Raw genomic sequence first — 260 nt, forward strand, 5'->3', positions numbered from 1 at the left:
AAAGATCGGAAATATGATGGGGCTTCGCATCGCAAGCGCCCCAGCCAACAACAACACCGTCAATTTCGGCCACGACGACATCACCGGTCGGAGACTTGGCGAAGCTTTCGAATTCGCCCCTCACCCGCTCGACGACATAGGAATCGAGATAGGAGGCGTCAAAGGCGTCACCCGCACGCCAGGCAGCAAAACCGACAAAGCCGACCGCATGGCGATCGGCTTCGTTCATGTCTCTGAGCTTGAGGTCGCTTACCACCACT

General features: G+C 57.3%; 1 protein-coding gene. It reads right to left on the minus strand.

All coding sequences use genetic code 11. The features are described from left to right. A partial coding sequence (locus BK665_RS33955; RefSeq protein ID WP_221179286.1) for a hypothetical protein occupies positions 1-229 on the minus strand: 229 nt, incomplete at its 3' end. Between the last annotated feature and the right edge of the window lie 31 nt (positions 230-260).

Origin of the sequence: Pseudomonas frederiksbergensis (assembly GCF_003732665.1) — a bacterium.
Taxonomy (GTDB): domain Bacteria; phylum Pseudomonadota; class Gammaproteobacteria; order Pseudomonadales; family Pseudomonadaceae; genus Aquipseudomonas; species Aquipseudomonas frederiksbergensis_G.